Raw genomic sequence first — 19,555 nt, forward strand, 5'->3', positions numbered from 1 at the left:
TGTCAACTCAACCATTTGTTCAGGCCAGTTGAATGTCCGCGGGAGCTTGACGCGGACGTGGCGCAACGGCAGGCTGACGCAATGTGATCTTCGGGGGCGAGGGGGAGAAGGCGTGATGACCGAGCCGGTGCTCGCCGTCGACCAGGGCACGTCGGGCACCAAGGCCCTCGTGGTCTGCCCGGAACGCGGAGTCCTCGGCTCCGCGTTCGCCGGGGTCCGCCCCCGGCACCTGCCCGGCGGACGGGTCGAGGTGGACCCGGCCGAACTGTACGACTCCGTGGTCGACGCCGGCCGGCGGGCGCTCGCCGAGGCCGGCGAGGACGTCGTGGCCGTGGGCCTCGCCAACCAGGGTGAGACCGTCCTCGCCTGGGACCCGGCCGACGGCCGCCCGCTCACCGACGCCCTGGTGTGGCAGGACCGGCGCGCCGAGACCGTGTGCGCCGAACTCGCCGTGCACGCCGAGGAGTTGCGGCAGCTGACCGGCCTGCCCCTCGACCCGTACTTCGCCGCGCCCAAGATGGCCTGGATCCGCCGCCACCTCACCCGCGAGGGCGTGGTCACCACCTCCGACGCCTGGCTGGTCCACCGCCTCACCGGCGCGTACGTGACCGACGCCGCGACCGCCGGCCGCACCCAGCTCCTCGACCTGGACACCGCGCAGTGGTCGCCGAGGGCGCTGGCGGTGTACGGCCTGGCGGACGAACGGCTCCCACAGGTGACCGACAACGCCCGGCACATCGGCACCACAACCGCGTTCGGGCGCGAGATCCCGCTCACCGGTGTGGCCGTCGACCAGCAGGCCGCCCTGCTCGCCCAGCGCGTCACCGCGCCCGGCGCCGCCAAGTGCACCTACGGCACCGGCGCGTTCCTGCTCGCGCACACCGGCGACCGCCCCCGGCGCGGCAGCTCGGGCCTGGTCAGCTGCGTGGCCTGGCGGCTGGCCGGAACCACCGCCTACTGCCTGGACGGCCAGGTCTACACCGCGGCCTCCGCCGTCCGCTGGCTCTGCGACCTCGGTGTCATCTCCTCCGCCGCCGACCTCGACCCCGTCGGCGGCGCCGTCCCCGACAGCGGCGGCGTCACCTTCGTGCCCGCCCTCGCCGGACTCGCCGCCCCCTGGTGGCGCGGCGACCTGCGCGGCTCGCTCACCGGGCTCGGCCTCGGCACCGGCCCCGGCCATCTGGTGCGCGCCCTGTGCGAGGGCATCGCCGCCCAGGTCGCCGAACTCGCCGACGCGGCCGCCGCCGACCTCGGCGCCCCGCTGGACACCCTCCGCGTCGACGGCGGCCTGACCCGCTCGGCCCTGCTCATGCAGACCCAGGCCGACCTGCTGCAACGCCCCGTCGAGGTGTCCGCGCTGCCCGACGCGACCGCACTCGGCGCGGCCACTCTGGCCCGCCTCGGCGCGGACCGTACCCTGGCCGTCGAACAGGCACTGCCCGACCGGAAGCCCGCCGCCGTGTACGAACCCCGCATCACCGCCGACCGGGCCGCCGAACACCGCGCCCGCTTCCGCACCGCCGTGGCCGCCCTGCTCGGCGCATGACCGGCGCATGACCGTCACCTGGGAAGGCCCGCTGCCGAGCCGGACGTACGACGTCGTGATCGTCGGCGCCGGAGTCGTCGGCTGCGCCCTCGCCCGCGAACTCGCCCGCCGGCCCCGTCTGGGCGTCGCCCTGGTGGAGGCTCAGGACGATGTCGGGCAGGGCACGTCGAAGGCGAACACGGCGATCCTGCACACCGGTTTCGACGCGGTGCCCGGCACCCTGGAGGCCCGGGTGGTCCGCGAGGGCTACGAACGGCTGGGCGCCTACGCCGCCGAGACCGGCATCCCCGTCGAACGCGTCGGCGCCCTGCTGGTCGCCTGGGACGGGGAACAGCTGGCCGCCCTGCCCCGGCTGGCCGAGAAGGCCGAGCGCAACGGCTACCGCGAGACGTCCGTGCTGGGCCCCGACGAGCTCTCCACGCGTGAGCCCCACCTCGGCCCCGGAGCGCTCGGCGCCCTGCACGTGCCCGGGGAGAGCGTCATCTGCCCCTGGACGACGACCCTGGCGTACGCCACCCAGGCGGTCCGCGCGGGAGTGGACCTGCACCTGAACACCGCTGTCCGGCAGGTGAGGTGGGAGGACGGTCACCGCCTGACCACGTCGCGCGGCACCCTGCGCGCCCGCCGGCTCGTCAACGCGGCCGGGCTGCACGCCGACAGCGTCGACCGGCTGCTCGGCCACGAGGACTTCACCGTCACCCCGCGCCGCGGCCAGCTCCTGGTGTACGACAAGCTCGCCCGCCCGCTGGTCCGGCACATCCTCCTGCCCGTCCCGACCGCGCTCGGCAAGGGCGTCCTGGTCGCGCCCACCGTCCACGGCAACGTGCTGCTCGGCCCCACCGCCGAGGACCTCGACGACAAGCGGGCCACCGGCTCCACCGCCGAGGGCCTGGCCGGGCTGCGGGACAAGGGCCGCCGTATCCTGCCCGCCCTGCTCGACGAGGAGGTCACCGCGGTCTACGCCGGGCTGCGCGCGGCCACGGGACAGGAGGACTACAGGATCGCCGCTCACCCCGAGCAGGGGTATGTCACCGTCGGTGGCATCCGCTCCACCGGCCTGACCGCGTCGATGGCCATCGCCGCCCATGTCACCGGTCTGCTGGCCGGGACGGGGCTCGACCTGGGCCCGGTGCGCGAGCCGGATCCGGTGACCATGCCCAACCTCGGCGAGGCCTTTCCACGCCCCTGCCAACGGCCCGGCCTCATCGCCGCCGACCCCGAGTACGGCACCCTCGTCTGCCACTGCGAGCGCGTCTCCCGAGGTGAGATCCGCGACGCCCTCACCGCCACGATCCCGCCCCGCACCCTGGAAGGCCTGCGCCGCCGCACCCGCGCCCGTGCGGGCCGCTGCCAGGGGTTCTACTGCGGGGCGGCGGTGCGGGACCTGTTCGAACGGGGTTTTCCCGAAGGCGGGTCGGCGGCACGGGCGCCGGCGGGCGGGGGGCCCGGGCGACGGGAGCCGTTCGGAAGGGACCGGTCATGACGAGCCCCCGCCGTGTCGACGTCCTCGTCGTCGGCGCCGGCCCCGCCGGACTCGCCGCCGCCGCACGGCTGGCCGCCGCCGGTGCCGGGCACGTGGAGGTGCTGGAACGGGAGGCCGAGCCCGGGGGAGTCCCACGGCACTGCGCACACGGCGGCTTCGGCACGTGGACGCGTCCGCTGACCGGTCCCGGATACGCCCGCCGGCTGGCGGAGGCCGCCGGCCGCGCGGGCGCGGTGATCCGGACCGGGGTGACGGCCCTGGACTGGGCGGGGACCGACGCGCCGGTGGCCGGAGAGGCCCCGGTCGACGGCGTCGTGCCCGGGATCACCGGCGCCGGTGGCGGCCTCGTGCTCCGCGCCGTCGGCCCCGGTGGGCCCGAGACCCTCGAGACGCGGGCCGTCGTCCTGGCCACCGGGGCCCGGGAACGCCCGCGCACCGCCCGGCTGGTGCCCGGCACCCGCCCCGCCGGCGTCTACACCACCGGTGAACTCCAGCAGGCGGTCCATCTGTTCGGGCAGCGCATCGGCACCCGTGCGGTCGTCGTCGGCGCCGAGGACGTCTCGTACGCGGCGGCCGGCACCGTGCGCGCGGCCGGCGCCGAGGTCGTCGCCCTGGTCACGGAACACGCGCGGGCCCAGTGCGGCCGGGCCCGCGCCCGGACGGCCCGGCTGCGGCACGGCATTCCGCTGCTGACGCAGACCACGGTCGCCGAACTCCTCGGGCACGGCCGCCTGTCCGGCGTCCGCGTCCGGCACCGTGACGGCCGTACGGCGGTACTGGTCTGCGACACCGTCGTGTTCACCGGCGACTTCGTCCCCGACCACGAACTCGCCCGCCGCGGCGCCCTCGCCCTGGACCCCGGCACCCGCGGCCCCGCCGTCGACGGCGCCCTGCACACCTCGCGGACCGGGGTCTTCGCCGCCGGGAACCTCCTGCACGCCGTCGAGCGCGCCGGTACGGCGGCCGGTGAGGGCGCCAGGGCGGCCGGTCACGTCCTGGACTTCCTCGCGGGCACCCCCTGGCCCGGCCCCGGAGTGCCGCTCACCGTCGAGGCGCCGCTGCGCTGGATCGCCCCGAACCGCATCGACGAAGCCGCGCCGCCCGCCCGTTACGTCCTGCGCACCAGCGCCCCGCTGACCCGCCCGGTCCTGCGGATCCATCAGGACGGCCGCCTCCTGCACCGCGAGCGGCCGGGACTCGGGACCGCGCTGCCGAACCGCACCCTGACCCTGACCGCACGCTGGCACGACCGCGTCGACCCGAAGGGCGGCGAGGTACGGCTGAGCGTCGGCTGAGCGGGCCGGCGGGCACCCGGCGTGCTCGGAGCCGGCCTCACCCAGGGCCGGTGCCCGGCCGGCGCCCGCGCCCCTCTTGCCTCTCGGCCGAGCGAGACGGACGGCCGGTGGGAGAGGCCGCCGGGGCCCAGCGCCGAAGCCCCCGGCAGGGTCCGGGGCGCAGCCCCGTGACGGCCGCTGCCCAGCCCCCGGGACGGCACCGATCAGCAACGCCCGTAGCAGGCCGGTGTGCGGGGAGCGGGGTTCGCGTGCGGGGTGGTGCGGGGAGCGGGGTTCGCGTGCGAGGTGGTGTGCGGCGGCGGCGTGATCGGCCGCGCCCGCCAGATCCGACCGCGGCCGGGAGATCAGCCCCGCCCCCGCGGGACCGCCTCCGCCGGCAGCGCTCGTGCGGACCCTTGGACCGCGGTCCGCGGCGCGCACTCACACGTCCGTGAACGACCCGTGCCGACCGGCGCCCGAGGCGAAACGGGCGGCGCCCTCCGTGCTCTGCGCCAAGACACCCAGCCCGTGGCGGAGTTCACCGCGCAGGGCCGTCTCCTCGTCCAGCCCCTGCTGCTCCAGGACCGAGGCACGGTCGCTGCGCAGGCAGGCCTGGGGGAAACGGGCGATGCGCGCGGCCAGCGCCTCGGCCTCGGCGCGGGCGCGCCCCGTCGGCACCAGGCGGCTGGCGAGACCGATCTCGTGCGCCTCACGGGCCGGTACCGGCCGGCCGGTGAGGATCATGTCCATGGCCCGGCCGGCTCCGATCAGCCGGGGCAGCCGTACCGTGCCGCCGTCGATCAGCGGCACGCCCCAGCGGCGGCAGTACACACCGAACACGGCGTCCTCCTCCGCGACCCGCAGATCGCACCACAGGGCGAGTTCCAGGCCGCCCGCGACCGCGTGTCCGGCGACGGCGGCGATCACCGGCTTCGACAGCCGCATCCGGGTCGGCCCCATCGGGCCGTCGCCGTCCTCCGCCACCCGGTTGCCGCGCCCGGTGCCGATCGCCTTCAGGTCCGCGCCCGCGCAGAAGGTGCCGCCCTCACCCCACAGCACCGCGACCCGGGCCTCGTCATCGGCCTCGAACTCCCGGAAGGCGGCGGCCAGTTCGGCGGCCGTGGGGCCGTCCACCGCGTTGCGGGCCTCCGGCCTGGACAGGACGACCGTGGTGACGTACTCGTTGCGCTCCACGCGGACCCGCACGGGAGACCCTCCTTCTCGCCTGCTCGTGACGCGGAAGGCTACCCTGCCTCAGATCACCTTCAGCCGGACCAGGGCCCCCAGCGTCAACGCCCCCGGCAGGAGCGGCGCCCACACGGTGATGATGCGGTAGGCCAGGACCACCGCCGTGGCCACCGCGGCCGGGCCGCCCACCGCGACCAGGGCCACGATCAGCGCCGCCTCGACGGAACCCAGGCCGCCCGGTGTGGGCACCAGCGCCACCGCGACGGTCGCCGCGAGGTAGGCGAGCGCCATGTGGGCGGGCGGCACCGGAAGCCGCAGCGCCTGGCCGACCGCGGCGAGACCCGCCGCCTGCAGGGCGGGAAAGGCCAGTGAGCCGCCCCACAGGGCCAGGGCGCGGGCCGGCCGGGTGTGCACCGACCGCGCCTCGCCGAGGGCGTCCCGCACGAAGGCGTACACGCGCGTGCGCAGCGGCCGTACCAGGGCCGCCACCGCCGCCACCACCAGCAGGCCGGACGCGCCCAGCAGCAGCGGCAGGACCGATCCGTCCGGCAGCAGGGGGCCGAGCCGGAGCGTGCCGGGGAAGGCGAGCAGCAGCGCGGACAGCAGACCGACCCGGCCCACGGACTCGGCCAGCAGGTACAGGGCGAGCGCGGCCGAGGAGCGGGCGAGCGGCACCCCGCACACGGTCATGAAGCGCAGGTTCACCGCGCCCGCGCCCAGCCCCGTGGGCAGCAGATGGTTGGCCGAGGCCGCCGCGAACTGGGTGGCCAGCAGCCGCCCCTTCGGCAGCGGCTGCAGCACGGCGCCCTGGCGGGTGACCGCGGCGGCCACCCAGGACAGGCAGGTGGCGCCGGCCGCCGCGAGCAGCCACGGCCAGGAGGCGGTGCGCAGCTGGCCGAAGCCCTCGGCGAGCAGGGAGCGGTTCCGTACGGCGACCACGGCGACGAGCGCGAGCGGCACCAGGCACAGCATCCGGCGGACGGGGACGCGACGGGGGAGTCGTCCCCGCGGCACCGGGGGAAGCGGGAGGGCGGTCACATCCGCAGAGGTTCTCCGCGCCACCCCAACAGGGGGTGAAAAGGCAGGAACATTGACCTCAACGAAGGTTGAGGTTCTACGGTCTCTCCCATGAGCATGGAGACCACCGCCTGGACGCAGCTGCACAGCGTGATGAACGCGCAGTCGGAACGCCGTCCCTTCGCCCGCGCCACGCTGCGCCGCATCGCCGCCTTCGCCCGCCCGCACCGCGCGGGCATCGTCCGTTTCGTGCTGCTCGGGGTGGTGACGGCCCTCCTCGCCGTGGCCACCCCGGTGCTCGCCGGCCGCGTCGTCGACGCGATCGTGGCGGGGCACGACTCCGGCACGGTGGTCCGGCTGTCCCTGCTCATCGCGCTCGTCGCCCTCACGGAGGCGGGGCTCGGCATCGTCGGGCGCCGCCTGTCGGCGATGCTCGGGGAAGGGCTCATCCTCGACCTCAGAACGGCTGTGTTCGATCATGTGCAGCGCATGCCCGTCGCGTTCTTCACACGGACACGTACGGGAGCGCTGGTCAGCCGTCTCAACAACGACGTGATCGGCGCCCAGCGCGCGTTCGCCAACACCCTGTCCGGCGTGGTGAGCAACCTGGTCACCCTGCTGCTCACCCTCGCGGTGATGCTGACCCTGTCCTGGCAGATCACCCTGCTCGCGATGGCGCTGCTGCCGGTGTTCGTGCTGCCCGCCCGCCGCATGGGCACCCGGATGGCGCGTATGCAGCGGGAGGCCGCGGCGCTGAACGCGGCCATGGGCACCCGGATGACCGAGCGCTTCTCCGCCCCCGGCGCCACCCTGGTCAAGCTGTTCGGCCGCCCCGAGGAGGAGTCCGCCGAATTCGCGGCCCGCGCCGCCCGCGTCCGGGACATCGGGGTGCGCACCGCCACCGCGCAGTCGGTCTTCATCACCTCCCTCACCCTGGTCTCCGCCCTCGCGCTGGCCCTCGTCTACGGCCTCGGCGGCTGGTTCGCACTGCACGGCACCCTGCAGGCAGGGGCAGTCGTGTCCCTCGCTCTCCTGCTCACCCGCCTCTACGCCCCGCTCACCGCGCTCGCCGGCGCCCGGGTCGAGGTGATGAGCGCGCTCGTCAGCTTCGAGCGGGTCTTCGAGGTGCTGGACCTCGAGCCGCTCATCAAGGAGAAGCCGGACGCCGTCGAGGTCCCCGAGGGCCCGGTCGCCGTCGAGTTCGACGACGTCCGCTTCGCCTACCCGTCCGCCGACCAGGTCTCCCTGGCCTCCCTGGAGGAGGTCGCCGCCCTCGACACCCGAGGCGGCGCAGAGGTCCTGCACGGCATCTCCTTCCGCGCCGAACCCGGCGAGACCGTCGCCCTCGTCGGCTCCTCCGGCGCCGGCAAGTCCACCATCGCCCAGCTGCTGCCGCGCCTGTACGACGTGGACGCGGGCACCGTCCGCATCGGCGGGGCGGACGTCCGCGACCTGACGGCCGCGTCCCTGCGCGGCACGCTCGGCATGGTCACCCAGGACGGCCATCTCTTCCACGACACCGTCCGCGCCAATCTGCTGCTGGCCCGGCCGGATGCCGCGGACGAGGAGCTGTGGGACGCGCTCGGCCGTGCGCGGCTCGCCGAGGTCGTCCGGTCCCTGCCCGACGGACTGGACACGGTGGTCGGCGAGCGCGGCTACCGGCTCTCCGGCGGCGAACGCCAGCGGATGACCATCGCCCGGCTGCTGCTGGCCCGGCAGCGCGTGGTCATCCTCGACGAGGCCACCGCCCACCTGGACAACACCTCCGAGGCGGCCGTCCAGGAAGCGCTCACCGAGGCTCTGGAGGGGCGTACGGCCGTGGTGATCGCCCACCGGCTGTCCACGGTGCGGGCCGCCGACCAGATCCTGGTCGTCGAGTCCGGCCGGATCGTGGAACGGGGCACGCACGAAGCGCTTCTGGCCGCCGACGGGCGGTACGCGGAGCTGTACCGGACGCAGTTCGCCGAGGCGCGGCCGGTTTGAGTACGCAGCGCTCACCGTCCTGTTCAGGCCCGGCGCCAACCGTGCCGACGTCAGCGTCGGCTTCTGCACCAGGTCCCCATGACCGAAGGGAAGGCCTCCGGGACGTGTGAGGCGCCGCCGGGTGGATACGCGGTCTGGGCGGATCAGGGCACGTCCGAAAGGCCCCCTGCCATGACCAGCAAAAACGAACTGGCGACGGACTCGGGGATCACCCTCCGGGTCAACGGAAAACCCCACACCCTGCACATCGACCACCGGCGGACCCTGCTGGACCTGCTCCGGGAGGACCTCGGTCTCACCGGGTCGAAGAAGGGCTGCGACCACGGCCAGTGCGGTGCCTGCACCGTGCTGGTCGACGGCCGCCGCCTCAACAGCTGCCTGCTGCTCGCGGTCGCCCTCGACGGCAGCGAGATCACCACCGTGGAGGGCCTCGGCGGCGACGGCGAGGAGCCGCACCCGCTGCAGCGGGCCTTCCTCGACCGCGACGCCTTCCAGTGCGGCTACTGCACACCGGGGCAGATCTGCTCCGCCCTGGGCGTGATCGCCGAGGCCGCGGCCGGCCACCCCTCCCAGGTCACCGCCCCCGCGGTCCCCTCCGGCCGGCCCGTTGCGCTGGACCGGTCCGAGATCCGCGAACGCATGAGCGGCAATCTGTGCCGGTGCGGCGCCTATCCGCGCATCATCGAGGCGGTCGAGGACGTGATCCGGTGAACGGCTTCGGGTACCTCAGGCCGCGCAGCGTCCAGGAGGCCGTCGAGGCGTACGCCGCCCACCCCGGCGCCCGCTATCTCGCCGGCGGCACCAACCTGGTCGACCTGATGAAACTCGGCGTGGAGCGTCCCGCCGTCCTCATCGACGTCGGCCGGCTGCCGCTGGACAGCGTCGAGGAGCTGCCCGACGGCTCCCTGCGCGCCGGCGCCACCGTGCGCAACAGCGACCTGGCCGCCGACCCGCGCGTCCGCGACCGCTACCCGGCGCTGTCCCAGGCGCTGCTCGCGGGCGCCTCCGGGCAGCTGCGCAACGCCGCCACCACCGGCGGCAACCTGCTCCAGCGCACCCGCTGCCCGTACTTCCAGGACCTGGACAAGCCCTGCAACAAGCGCGAGCCGGGCAGCGGCTGCGGCGCCCTGGACGGCGTCCACCGCGACCACGCCGTCCTCGGCCACTCCCCGCACTGCATCGCCACCCACCCGTCCGACATGGCCGTCGCCCTCGCCGCCCTGGACGCCCAGGTGGAGCTGTACGGCAGCGAGGGCACGCGGCGCCTTCCGGCGGCCGAGTTCCACCGGCTGCCCGGGGAGCACCCCGAGCGGGACACCTGGATCCGCCCCGGCGAACTGATCACCGGCGTACTGCTCCCGGCCGCGACCGCGGACGTCCCGTCCGCCTACCGCAAGGCCCGCGACCGGGCGTCGTACGCCTTCGCCCTCGCCTCCGTGGCGGTCGTGCTGCGCGTCGCCGGCGGCGTCGTCGACCAGGTGGGCATCGCCTTCGGGGGGCTCGCCCACCGGCCCTGGCGGGCCCGGCACGCCGAGCTGGCCCTGCTCGGTGCCCCCGCCACCCCCGCCGCCTTCGAAGGCGCCGTGGACCTGGAACTCGCCCACGCCGAGCCGCTGCGCGACAACACCTACAAGGTGTCCCTCGCCCACAACCTCGCCCTGGACGTCCTGAACCGTCTAGCCCCGGCACCCGCGGCGGCCTGAGCCGGTAGGGAGGAGCGAGGAGAGCAGGAGGAACGCATGACCGGCAACCCCCCGGGCACTCCGGCAACGCACCGGGACACACCGCACACAGCAGCCGGCACCGACACCGGGGCCCGCCCCGAGCGCCGGCCGGAAGGACACGGTGCCCCCGGCCGCATGGACACCGGGGTGTCCGGCGAGTTCCGGCCGGAGGGGCATCGGGCCCCCGGCCGCACCGGCACCGGGGCGTCCGGCGAGCGTCGGTCGGAAGGGTGTCCGGCCCCCGGTGGAGCCCTGGGTGCCCCCGTCGAGCGTCGGGAAGGACGGCAGAAGGTCACCGGTGCCGCCCGTTACGCCGGCGAACACCCCCTGCCCGGCCGCGCCCACGCCTGGCCCGTGCCCGCTCCGGTCGCGCGCGGCCGGGTCACCGCCGTCGACACCTCGGCCGCCCTCGCCCTGCCCGGCGTCCTATCCGTCCTCACCCCCGACGACGCACCGCGGCTCGCCGAGCCCGAGGACGCCACGCTCGCCGTCCTGCAGGGCCCGGACGTGCCGCACCGGGGCTGGTGCGTGGCCCTGGCCGTCGCCGAGACCCTGGAGGCGGCCCGCGCCGCTGCCCGGGCCGTCCGCGTCACCTGCGCGGCCGAACCCCACGACGTCGGCCTGGACCCCGGTCACCGGGACGCCTACGAGCCCGAGGAGGCCAACGCCGGCTTCCCCGGCCGCGTCGAACACGGCGACCCGAAGGCCGCGTTCGCCGCCGCCGAGGTCCGCGTCGACACCGTCTACCGGGTGCCGCCCCTGCACAACCACCCCATGGAGCCGCACACCAGCACCGCCCACTGGGACGGGGACCGGCTCACCGTGTACACCTCCAGCCAGGGCGGAACGACCGTGCGGTCCGTGCTCGCCCAGCTGTTCGGGCTGCCCGAGGACCGGATCACCGTGGTCTGCGAGCACGTCGGCGGCGGCTTCGGCTCCAAGGGCACCCCGCGCCCCGACGTCGTCCTCGCCGCGATGGCCGCCCGGCACACCGGCCGGCCCGTCACCCTCGCCTACCCCCGCCGGTATCTGCCCACCGCCGTCGGCCACCGCGCCCCCACCGAGCAGCGGCTGCGCCTCGGCGCGCACCCGGACGGCCGGCTCACCGCCGTCCTGCACGAGGTGATCACCCACACCTCCCGCGTGAAGGAGTTCGTGGAGCAGGCCGCGGTGCCCGCCCGCGTCATGTACGCCGCCCCGGCGCTGCTCAGCACCCACCGGGTGGTCCCGCTCGACGTGCCGAGTCCGTCCTGGATGCGCGCCCCCGGCGAGGCGCCCGGCATGTACGCCCTGGAGTCGGCCGTGGACGAACTCGCCGACGCGCTCGCCATGGACCCGGTGGAGCTGCGCGTGCGCAACGAACCCGAGCGCGAGCCCGGCAGCGGCAAACCGTTCAGCAGCCGGCATCTCGTGGAGTGCCTGCGCGAGGGCGCCCGCCGCTTCGGCTGGGCCGAGCGTGATCCACGGCCGGGTGTCCGGCGCGAGGGCCCGCTGCTCATCGGAACCGGCGTGGCCGCGGCCACCTACCCGGCCGGCGCCGTCCCGGCCACGGCGACCGCCCGGGCCCTGCCCGACGGCACCTTCGCCGTCCGGATCAACGCGACGGACATCGGCACGGGGGCGCGTACCGTCCTCGCCCAGATCGCCGCCGACGCCCTCGGCGTGCCCCTCGACCGGGTCCGCACCGACATCGGGCACAGCGACCTGCCGTCCGCCTGGCTCGCCGGCGGCTCCCTGGGCACCGCCTCCTGGGGCTGGGCCGTGCACGAGGCGTGTGCCGGGCTGGCGTCCCGGCTGGCCGCGCACACCGGACCGCTGCCCGCCGACGGCATCGAGACCCACGCCGACACCGCCGGACGGGCCGACGCCGACAGCCCCTACGCCCGGCACGCCTTCGGCGCCCACTTCGCCGAGGCCGCCGTCGACACCGTCACCGGCGAGACCCGGGTACGGCGGCTGCTGGGGATCTTCGCCGCCGGGCGCATCCTCAACGCCCGTACCGCCCGCTCCCAGTTCACCGGGGGCATGATCATGGGCCTGGGCATGGCCCTCACCGAGAACAGCACGATGGACCGGGCATTCGGCGACTTCACCGAGGCCGACCTCGCTTCCTACCACGTGCCCGCGCACGCCGACGTCCCCGACATCGAGGCCGACTGGATCGACGAGGACGACCCGCACCTCAACCCCATGGGCAGCAAGGGCATCGGCGAGATCGGCATCGTCGGCACGGCCGCCGCCATCGGCAACGCCGTCCACCACGCCACCGGGATCCGCTTCCGCCACCTGCCCCTCACCCCTGACCGGGTCCTCACCGGCCTGCTCGCCGGAGGGTGACGGTGCCGGGACCGACCTGGGAGTACGAGGGCTACCGCCCGGAGGAGGAACGCCTGCGGGAGTCCCTGTGCACCCTGGGCAACGGCTACGTCGCCACCCGCGGGGCGCTGCCCGAGTGCACCGCCGACGACATCCACTACCCGGGCACCTACGCGGCCGGCTGCTACGACCGGCTCACCTCCGAGGTCGCCGGACGCCGGGTCGAGAACGAGGACATCGCCAACCTCCCCAACTGGCTGCCGCTGCGCTTCCGTCCGGCGGGCGGCGCCTGGCTCACCCCGGACACCGCCCCCGTCGCCGAGCACCACCAGATGCTCCATCTCGACCCCGGCCTGCTGGAACGCCGCACCGGCTACGGCCTGGACGGCGGGGCCACGCTCCAGGTGCGCCAGCTGCGTCTCGTCCACCTCGCCGACCCCCATCTCGCCGCGCTGCGCACCGAGTTCACCGTCGAGGGCGGCGGCCTCGACCTGGACGTCGAGGCCGCGCTCGACGGACGGGTCACCAACTCCGGCGTGGCCCGCTACCGGGACCTGGACGGCCGGCACCTCATCCACGTGCGGACCGGCATCGCCGCCCACGACACCGTATGGCTGCGCTGCCACACCCGCACCTCCCGCATCGAGTTCGGCCTCGCCGCCCGGCTGACCGCCGACGCGCCGGTGATGCTGGTGCCCGAACCCGAGCGCGCCGTCCAGCACGTGCGGCTGCGGCTGGCGCCCGGCCGTACCGTCACCGTCGACAAGACCGTCGCCCTGCACACCTCCCACGACCCGGCCATCGGCGACGCGCTGCAGGCGGCCGTCGACCGCGTCGGCGCCGCCCCCGGCTTCGACGCGCTGCAGGAGGCGCACGCCGCGGCCTGGGAGCAGCTGTGGCGGCGCACCACGCTCGAGGTCCCCGGAGAGGCGGGCAGCATCCTGCGCCTGCACCTGTTCCATGTGCTGCAGACCCTCTCGCCGCACACCGCAGACCTCGACGTCGGCGTCCCCGCGCGCGGGCTGCACGGCGAGTCCTACCGCGGCCATGTCTTCTGGGACGAACTCTTCGTCCTGCCCTACCTCAACCTGCACCTGCCCGAGGTCTCCCGCGCGCTGCTCCACTACCGCCACCGCCGGCTGGACGCCGCCTGCCAGGCGGCCCGGGACCTCGGCCGGCGCGGCGCGCTCTACCCGTGGCAGAGCGGCAGCGACGGCCGCGAGGAGACCCAGCAGCTCCACCTCAACCCCCGCTCCGGCCGCTGGCTGCCGGACCACAGCCGGCTGCAGCACCACGTCGGCTCGGCGGTGGCCTACAACATCTGGCAGTACTGCGAGGCGACCGGCGACATCGACTTCCTGCACGGCGAGGGCGCCGAGATGCTGCTGCACATCGCCCGCTTCTGGGCGGACTCGGCCGGCTACGACGACCGCCTCGGCCGGCACCGCATCCGGGGCGTGGTCGGCCCCGACGAGTACCACGACGCCTACCCCGGTGCCGCGGCACCGGGCCTGGACGACAACGCGTACACCAACGTCACCGCCGCCTGGGTGCTCGCCCGCGCCCTGGAGCTGCTCGACGCCCTGCCCGAGCCGCGCCGCCGCGAGCTCGCCGAGAACGCCGGACTCGAACAGGACGAGCCCGCCCGCTGGGAGGAGATCTCCCGCACCCTGCACGTGCCGTTCCACGACGGGGTGATCAGCCAGTTCGAGGGCTACGGCGACCTCGCCGAGCTGGACTGGCACGGTTACCGCATGCGGTACGGCGACATACGGCGCCTGGACCGGATCCTGGAGGCGGAGGGCGACACCGTCAACCGGTACAAGGCGTCCAAACAGGCCGACGTCCTGATGCTCGGCTACCTCTTCTCGGCGGCCGAACTGCGTTCGCTCTTCGGCCGGCTGGGCTACCGCCTCGACGAGGGGACCTGGACCGCGACCGTCGACCACTACCTGCACCGCACCAGCCACGGCTCCACCCTCAGCGGCCTGGTCCACGGCTGGGTGCTGGCCCGCTGCCGCCGCGCCGGCGCCTGGGCCTTCGTCCAGGAGGCGCTGCGCGGCGACATCGCCGACCTGCAGGGCGGCACCACCGGCGAGGGCATCCACCTGGGCGCCATGGCCGGCACCCTCGACCTCGTCCAGCGCGGACTGACCGGCCTGGAGACCCGCAGCGGCGCCCTGTACCTCGACCCGGTCCCGCTGCCGGAACTGTCCTCCTACGGCTTCTCCATCCGCTACCACGGCCACTGGGGCGTCCATCTGCGCCTGCGCAGCGGCCTGCTGGAGATCGCCGTACCGTCCTCCGACCGCTCACTCATCGATGTCTGCCTGCACGACCGGGTCGTACCGGTCGGACCGGGGGAGACGGCGCAGCTGGTCGTACCGGAGTGAGTCCGCGGCACCCCTGTGAGTGGTTCATTGCCAAGTTCCCGGACATGCCAGTAAATTTCCGACAACCGCTTCGAGACGTCACCGGCAGACGGGGCCCCAGGATGAGCACGGACGACCGCGTCGCGGTGACGACCGGGATCGCGCGACTGCACGCGTCGCCCGCACTCGCCGGCCCCGGCCGGCTCGGGCTGGTCACCAACCACACCGGCGTCCTGCCCGACCTGCGTCCCGCCGCGCCCGCGCTGCTGGAGGCCGGCGCGCGGCTGGTCGCCCTGTTCGGCCCCGAGCACGGGCTGCACGGGACCGCCCAGGCCGGCCGGAGCGAGGCCGCCCGGACCGACCCCGCCACCGGCCTTCCGGTCCACGACACCTACCGCCGCAGCGGCGGACGCCTGGACGCCCTGCTGCTCGACAGCGGCGTCGACGCCCTGGTGTACGACCTGCAGGACATCGGGGCCAGGTACTACACCTACGCCGGGACCATGTTCGACCTGATGGTCTCGGCGGCCCGCACGGGCGTACGGTTCGTGGTCGCCGACCGGCCGAACCCGCTCGGCGGACTCGTCAGCGAGGGCCCGCTGCTGGAGGAGGCCTGGGCCAGCTTCGTCGGGCGCGCCCCGACACCCGTCCGGCACGGCCTCACCTGCGGCGAACTCGCCCGGCACCTCAACGCCTCGATCGTGCCCCGAGTGGCGGGCCGCTGCGCCGACCTGACGGTGATCGAGGCCGTCGGCTGGCGGCGGGCCATGGACGCGGGGGCCACCGGCCTGCCGTGGGTCGCACCCTCGCCGAACATCCCGACGCCCGCCACCGCCGCCGTCTACCCCGGCACCTGCCTGTTCGAGGGCACGAACCTCTCCGAGGGCCGTGGCACCACGCAGCCCTTCGAGATCGTCGGGGCCCCGTACGTCGACGCGCGGTTCGCCCCCTCACTCGCCGAACTCGCCCTGCCCGGAGTGCACTTCCGTGATCTGCGGTACGTACCGACCTTCCACAAACACGCCGGACGGCCGCTGCGCGGGGTCCAGCTCCACATCACCGACCGCGAGGCGTTCGCTCCCGTACGCACCGCCGTGGCGATGCTCGCCCTGCTGCGGCGGCTGTACCCGGACGACTTCGCCTGGCACACCGCCGACGGCGGCGCGGAGGGGACCGGCCACCGCCACTTCATCGACCTGCTGTGGGGCTCCGACCGGCTGCGGCACACCGTCGACGCGGGCGCCGACCCGCTGCCGCTGTGCGCCCCGCCGGCGCCCCCCGCCCACTGGGCCGGCGCCGGCCCCCTGCTCTATGCCTGAGTCCTGCTGCCCGCCGGGCGGTCCGTGGAGGGAAGGACAACCCCGTCGATGACCGATCGCACGACGACATCCCGGGCCGAGGTGCGCGGCTTTCGCGTGGGTGACGGACCACAGCTGGTGGCGGTGTGGCGGCGGAGCGCGCCGGCCGACCCCGTCACCGCGGACCGCTTCCGCTCCCTGGTGCTGCTCGACGCCAACTTCGATCCCGCGGGGCTGCGGGTCGCCGTCGACGGCGGCCGTGTCGTCGGCGCCGCCTACGCGGTGCGCCGGCTGACACCGATGACCGGTACCGACCTGGAGCCGGAGCAGGGCTGGATCCCGTTCTTCTTCGTCGACCCGGCCGCCCGCGGACGCGGCCTCGGCCGCCGGCTGCTGACCGACGCCCTCGACTGGCTGCACGGCCACGGCCGCACCACGGTGGACTTCTCCCCGTACACCCCGAACTACGTCCTCCCCGGCCTGGACGCCGGGACCTACCCCGAGGCGGCGAGGCTCCTCGAATCCCTGGGCTTCCGCACGCTCTACGAGGCGGCGGCGATGGACCGCGGCCTGGTCGGCTACCGGATCCCGGACGAGGTCGCCCACCGCCTGGACGAACTGACCGCGCAGGGCCACCGGTTCGCCACCCCCTGCGACGACGACCTGGTGGAACTCGTCGCGCTCGCCGGGAACCACTTCAACCCGGACTGGGCACGCGCGATCCGGGAGTGTCTGGTCGCGGGCACCCCGCTCGACCGGATCGTCGTAGCCCGGGACCCCTCGGGCCGCCTGGCCGGCTGGGCGATGCACGGCGCGTACGCGTCGGCCGACGAGCGGTTCGGCCCGTTCGGCGTGCTGGAGGAGATGCGCGGCACCGGACTCGGCAAGGTCCTGCTCCACCTGGTCCTGGAGCGGATGCGGGCGCGCGGCGCGCACGGCGCGTGGTTCCTGTGGACCGGCGAGCGTTCCCCGGCGGGCCACCTGTACCGCAAGGCGGGTTTCACCACGACCCGGGTGTTCCGCGTGTTGCGCCGGGAGGCCGCCCGGTGACGCCGTCACGTCACAGCCCCCGCCGCACCGCCGGTCTGAACCGCCGTCACTTCGCCCTCGCGCTCCCCTCGGCGCTGCTCGCCTCCGCATGCGCCGCGCCGCGCCGGGGGACCGGCCGGCCCGGGGACCCGATCGTCCTCACCCTGCTCTCCCACTACGCGAGCGGGGAGCTGCAGCAGGCCCTGCAGGGCCCGGTCGACGAGTGGAACGCCACGCACGACCGGGTCAAGGTGCGCACGAAGGCCGTCGAGTTCACGGAGCTGCTGACCACGTTCATGGTCCGGCAGGCCGCGGGCCAGGGCGCGGACATCCTGCACCCGTACTGCCTGTGGAACGGCCAGCTCGTCCGGGCCGGTGTCCTGCGGCCCGCCCCGTCCGAGCACGCCGAGGAGATCCGGCGCGGCTACGGCACGGCCGCGGTCGGCGCCGCGTCGGTGGCGGGCAAGGTCTACGGCTACCCCACCGAGGCGCAGACGTACGCCCTCTACTACAACAAGCGCCTGTTGCGGGAGGCCGGCCTCGACGGCCCGCCGCGCACCTGGCGCGAGCTGGAGGAGACGGCGTACCGCACCGCCAGGCGGGACCGGTACGGCAACACGCTGGTCCAGGGGTTCGGCCTTTCGGCCTACGACGACTCCACCACCGTCGGGCAGACCCTCGCCCTGCTCAACGCCGCCGGCGGCAGGTTCGTCTCCGCGGACGGCAGGCGCACCGCCATCGACGCGCCGGCCGGCCGGGCCGTGCTCGAACTGGAGCACCGCCTCGTCGACACGGGTGCGAGCGACCCCGGCGTCAACGTCTACAAGGCGTTCCCCTCCGGTCAGGTGGCCATGGTGATCAGCGCCGGCTGGTGGACCGGGAGCCTGAAGCCCCTGATGGGCAGGGACTACCGCGATGTCGGCATCGCGCCCGTGCCCGTCCCCGAGGCGGGCGACCCGCGCGCCACGCTCTCCACCGGCTTCATGCTGGGTGTCAACACCGCCAGCGCACACCCGCGCGAGGCCTGGGAGTTCCTGCGCTGGCTCAACACCGAGAAGGCGCCCGTGAAGAAGGGTACGGCGGCGACCCGGATGAGCGCCCTGCAGGTCTCGGTCGGCTCCCTGACCGGCCGCGCCGACGACATGCGGGCACTCCTGGGCCGGGGCGGCGATCCGAACCTGCGCCCGTTCCTGGACGCGCTCGCGTACGCGGTGCCGGAGCCGAACGTGCCGGGCGCGCAGCAGGCCAAGTCGCTGCTGCGCAAGAACATCGAGGCGCTGTGGACCGGTCAGCAGTCGGTCGGCGAGGCCCTGCGCACCATCCGCCGTCAGGTCGATCAGGAGGTGTCGCGCTCATGGTGAACGCCCTGGCGCCGGAGACGGCCGGAGGGACGGCGGCCCCGTCGCACACCGCCGGCCCGGTGCTGGACGGCCGTCCCCGCAACCGGCGCCGCCAGGCCGTCGTCGCCTACCTCTTCCTGGCGCCGGCGCTGCTGTTCTTCGCGGTCTTCCTGGTCCTGCCGCTCGGGTTCGCGCTGCTGCTGTCGATGTCCCGCTGGGCCGGGTTCAGGCTCGGCGACATCGATCCGGTCGGCCTGGACAACTTCACCGGCCTGTTCGCGGACGGATCGACGTTCCTGACGCCGATCCTCACCAACACGCTGCTGTTCGCCCTGGGTACCGTGGCCCTCGCACTCGCCGGCTCGGTGCTCGTCGCCACCTGCATCGACAAGCTACGGTTCCAGGGGCTGTGGCGCACCCTGTACTTCCTGCCGATCGTCACGACCGTCGTCGCCGTCGGCAACGTGTGGAAGTACATGTACGAGCCGGGCGGTCTGGTCAACGGCGTCCTCAACGCCCTCGGTCTCGGCTCGGTGGCGTTCCTGCAGGACCCGGACACCGCACTGCCCTCGGTCGTGGTCGTCCAGGCCTGGGCCTCGGTCGGCTCGGCGATCCTCGTCCTGACCGCCGGGCTGAAGTCCATTCCCGATTCGTACTACGAGGCCGCCGCGCTCGACGGCGCCGGGCCCGTCACCGTCTTCTGGCGGATCACCCTGCCGCTGCTGCGGCCCTCCCTGCTGTTCGTGTGCATTACCCAGTTCCTCGCCGGCCTGCAGTCGTTCGCGCTGATCATCGTGATGACCCGGGGCGGGCCGGGTGACGCGACCAATGTGGCCGCCCTGGAGATGTACCGGCAGGCCTTCAGCTACGGCGACTGGGGCACCGCCAGCGCCGCCGCCTTCGTGCTGTTCGTGGTGGTGCTCCTGGTCACCCTGGTGCAGTTGTGGATCTTCCGGCGCAAGGGGGAGGACGCATGAGAGCGGGA

The 19,555-nt window shown here is 74.7% G+C and carries 14 protein-coding genes; 12 read left to right on the forward strand and 2 right to left on the reverse strand.

Annotation, left to right across the window (positions count from 1 at the left end):
• Positions 1-115 precede the first annotated feature (115 nt).
• From ACZ7GZ_RS14780 to ACZ7GZ_RS14790, 3 genes are read left to right on the forward strand one after another with little or no spacing between them, the layout of a single operon-like run.
• The gene (locus tag ACZ7GZ_RS14780) at positions 116-1,546 is read left to right on the forward strand and encodes an FGGY family carbohydrate kinase (RefSeq protein ID WP_471024224.1); all 1,431 of its coding nucleotides are present in this window, start codon (positions 116-118) and stop codon (positions 1,544-1,546) included.
• A 7-nt stretch (positions 1,547-1,553) separates the two neighbouring features.
• The gene (locus tag ACZ7GZ_RS14785; protein WP_471024226.1) at positions 1,554-3,029 is read left to right on the forward strand and encodes an FAD-dependent oxidoreductase; all 1,476 of its coding nucleotides are present in this window, start codon (positions 1,554-1,556) and stop codon (positions 3,027-3,029) included.
• A complete protein-coding gene (locus tag ACZ7GZ_RS14790) occupies positions 3,026-4,324 on the forward strand; it encodes an FAD-dependent oxidoreductase (protein WP_471024227.1) in 1,299 nt (432 codons plus the stop codon). Before ACZ7GZ_RS14785 ends, ACZ7GZ_RS14790 begins: the two co-directional genes overlap by 4 nt.
• 420 nt (positions 4,325-4,744) lie before the next feature.
• On the opposite strand, the gene ACZ7GZ_RS14795 is transcribed toward ACZ7GZ_RS14790, so the two are convergent.
• Together ACZ7GZ_RS14795 and ACZ7GZ_RS14800 are read right to left on the reverse strand one after the other, a co-directional pair.
• Positions 4,745-5,509, reverse strand: coding sequence for a crotonase/enoyl-CoA hydratase family protein (locus ACZ7GZ_RS14795; RefSeq protein WP_471024228.1), 765 nt, complete (start codon positions 5,507-5,509; stop codon positions 4,745-4,747).
• Between the two features lie 48 nt (positions 5,510-5,557).
• Entirely contained in the window at positions 5,558-6,463 is a 906-nt protein-coding gene (locus ACZ7GZ_RS14800; protein WP_471024374.1) for a lysylphosphatidylglycerol synthase transmembrane domain-containing protein, read from the reverse strand.
• Positions 6,464-6,625: 162 nt separating this feature from the next.
• Between ACZ7GZ_RS14800 and ACZ7GZ_RS14805 the strand changes: the two genes are divergently transcribed.
• The 9 genes from ACZ7GZ_RS14805 to ACZ7GZ_RS14845 all read left to right on the forward strand — a co-directional run bounded on the left by ACZ7GZ_RS14805 (position 6,626) and on the right by ACZ7GZ_RS14845 (position 19,547).
• A complete protein-coding gene (locus ACZ7GZ_RS14805; protein ID WP_471024376.1) occupies positions 6,626-8,491 on the forward strand; it encodes an ABC transporter ATP-binding protein in 1,866 nt (621 codons plus the stop codon).
• Between the two features lie 171 nt (positions 8,492-8,662).
• Entirely contained in the window at positions 8,663-9,202 is a 540-nt protein-coding gene (locus ACZ7GZ_RS14810) for a (2Fe-2S)-binding protein (RefSeq protein ID WP_471024230.1), read from the forward strand.
• Positions 9,199-10,194 (forward strand): FAD binding domain-containing protein, encoded by a 996-nt coding sequence (locus ACZ7GZ_RS14815; protein ID WP_471024231.1) that lies wholly within the window; start codon positions 9,199-9,201, stop codon positions 10,192-10,194. Before ACZ7GZ_RS14810 ends, ACZ7GZ_RS14815 begins: the two co-directional genes overlap by 4 nt.
• Positions 10,195-10,230: 36 nt before the next feature.
• Positions 10,231-12,552 (forward strand): xanthine dehydrogenase family protein molybdopterin-binding subunit, encoded by a 2,322-nt coding sequence (locus ACZ7GZ_RS14820; protein ID WP_471024232.1) that lies wholly within the window; start codon positions 10,231-10,233, stop codon positions 12,550-12,552.
• A gap of 2 nt (positions 12,553-12,554) precedes the next feature.
• Complete coding sequence (locus tag ACZ7GZ_RS14825) at positions 12,555-14,924, forward strand: glycoside hydrolase family 65 protein (RefSeq protein WP_471024234.1); 2,370 nt, start codon at positions 12,555-12,557, stop codon at positions 14,922-14,924.
• Positions 14,925-15,025: 101 nt separating this feature from the next.
• Positions 15,026-16,222 (forward strand): exo-beta-N-acetylmuramidase NamZ family protein, encoded by a 1,197-nt coding sequence (locus ACZ7GZ_RS14830; protein ID WP_471024236.1) that lies wholly within the window; start codon positions 15,026-15,028, stop codon positions 16,220-16,222.
• A 48-nt stretch (positions 16,223-16,270) separates the two neighbouring features.
• On the forward strand, positions 16,271-17,251 hold the full coding sequence (locus ACZ7GZ_RS14835) for a GNAT family N-acetyltransferase (protein WP_471024237.1): 981 nt from the start codon (positions 16,271-16,273) through the stop codon (positions 17,249-17,251).
• On the forward strand, positions 17,248-18,591 hold the full coding sequence (locus ACZ7GZ_RS14840) for an ABC transporter substrate-binding protein (protein ID WP_471024238.1): 1,344 nt from the start codon (positions 17,248-17,250) through the stop codon (positions 18,589-18,591). The genes ACZ7GZ_RS14835 and ACZ7GZ_RS14840 overlap by 4 nt, the downstream gene beginning before the upstream one ends.
• Positions 18,585-19,547: a carbohydrate ABC transporter permease gene (locus tag ACZ7GZ_RS14845; RefSeq protein ID WP_471024240.1), complete on the forward strand. Its 963-nt coding sequence runs from the start codon at positions 18,585-18,587 to the stop codon at positions 19,545-19,547. The genes ACZ7GZ_RS14840 and ACZ7GZ_RS14845 overlap by 7 nt, the downstream gene beginning before the upstream one ends.
• The last annotated feature ends 8 nt before the right edge of the window (positions 19,548-19,555 follow it).

It is taken from the genome of Streptomyces sp. NPDC037288 (assembly GCF_055603265.1).

Excerpts from the sequence above, each read along its gene's own strand:
- ACZ7GZ_RS14805 (WP_471024376.1), top strand. The coding sequence starts at position 6,626 with ATGGAGACCACCGCCTGGACGCAGCTGCACAGCGTGATGAACGCGCAG.
- ACZ7GZ_RS14845 (WP_471024240.1), top strand. The coding sequence starts at position 18,585 with ATGGTGAACGCCCTGGCGCCGGAGACGGCCGGAGGGACGGCGGCCCCG.
- ACZ7GZ_RS14835 (WP_471024237.1), top strand. The coding sequence starts at position 16,271 with ATGACCGATCGCACGACGACATCCCGGGCCGAGGTGCGCGGCTTTCGC.
- ACZ7GZ_RS14810 (WP_471024230.1), top strand. The coding sequence starts at position 8,663 with ATGACCAGCAAAAACGAACTGGCGACGGACTCGGGGATCACCCTCCGG.
- ACZ7GZ_RS14830 (WP_471024236.1), top strand. The coding sequence starts at position 15,026 with ATGAGCACGGACGACCGCGTCGCGGTGACGACCGGGATCGCGCGACTG.
- ACZ7GZ_RS14800 (WP_471024374.1), bottom strand. The coding sequence starts at position 6,463 with ATGCTGTGCCTGGTGCCGCTCGCGCTCGTCGCCGTGGTCGCCGTACGG.
- ACZ7GZ_RS14820 (WP_471024232.1), top strand. The coding sequence starts at position 10,231 with ATGACCGGCAACCCCCCGGGCACTCCGGCAACGCACCGGGACACACCG.
- ACZ7GZ_RS14785 (WP_471024226.1), top strand. The coding sequence starts at position 1,554 with ATGACCGTCACCTGGGAAGGCCCGCTGCCGAGCCGGACGTACGACGTC.
- ACZ7GZ_RS14790 (WP_471024227.1), top strand. The coding sequence starts at position 3,026 with ATGACGAGCCCCCGCCGTGTCGACGTCCTCGTCGTCGGCGCCGGCCCC.
- ACZ7GZ_RS14780 (WP_471024224.1), top strand. The coding sequence starts at position 116 with ATGACCGAGCCGGTGCTCGCCGTCGACCAGGGCACGTCGGGCACCAAG.